Origin of the sequence: Micromonospora sp. M51 (genome assembly GCF_018070305.1) — a bacterium.
Lineage (GTDB): Bacteria > Actinomycetota > Actinomycetes > Mycobacteriales > Micromonosporaceae > Micromonospora > Micromonospora parva.
The window spans coordinates 1-940 of sequence record NZ_JAGPXZ010001280.1; the positions used below are offsets into that span (position 1 = coordinate 1).

Genomic DNA, 940 nt, shown 5'->3' on the forward strand with positions numbered 1-940 from the left:
GGGAGGCAACGCCGACCACCGTGACCACCAGCGCGATCAGCAGCGCCCGCTGCGGCGACGTGCTGGTGATGCCCCGCACCGCGCGGGGAATCTGCGTGCCGAGCAGGACGAACAGGCCACCGTTGATCAGGAAGGTGGACAGGTCCCAGAACGCGAACGCCAGCACCCGGGACCGGGCGCGGATCACCCGCGGGCCGGCGTAGGACAGCACCAGGCCGGCGACCACCACCGCCAACACACCGCTGGCGTGCACCGAGTCGGCGAGCAGGAAGGCGCCGAACGGGGTCAGCACGCTGAGCGCGCCCTCGCGCAGCGGATCGTCGAGCCGTTTGCGGACCAGCACCACGGCGGCCCCCACCAGCAGACCGGCGACCACACCGCCGACGCTGGCGCCGACGAACTCCTCGCCGACGCCGAGCACGCCCGGCTCGGCGCTCTGGCTGAGCAGACCCACTGCCACCGCGAAGACCACCAGCGCGGTGCCGTCGTTGATCAGGCTCTCCGCGTGCAGGGTGGTGAGCAGCTTGCGGGGCAACCGCTTGGCCAGACCGGTGACCGCGGCGGCGTCGGTCGGCGCGAGGACCGCGCCGAGCACCCAGGCAGCGGCGGGGTTCACCCCGAACGCCTGCGCGGCGTACGACACGGTGACCATGGTGAGCACCACCAGCACCACGGCGAGCATCCCGATCACCGGCAGGTTGGCGCGGATCTCGCGCAGGCTGATGGTGAGGCTCTCCCGGTACAGGATCGCCGGCAGGAAGATCAGCAGCACCAGATCCGGTTCCAGGGTGACCTCGGACAGCGGCGGCGTGAACCCGAGCAGCACGCCCAACGCGATGAGCAGGACCGGCGGGGCCACCCGGTACCGACCGCCAACGGTGGTACCGACGAGCACTGTGACACCGAGCACCACGATCAGGACGAGCGCCTCCACGCCTAC

The 940-nt window shown here is 71.5% G+C and carries 1 protein-coding gene; it reads right to left on the reverse strand.

Features of this window, described 5'->3' with window-relative positions; genetic code table 11:
* A partial coding sequence (locus KBX53_RS34280; RefSeq protein WP_247676618.1) for a Na+/H+ antiporter occupies nt 1-940 on the reverse strand: 940 nt, incomplete at both ends.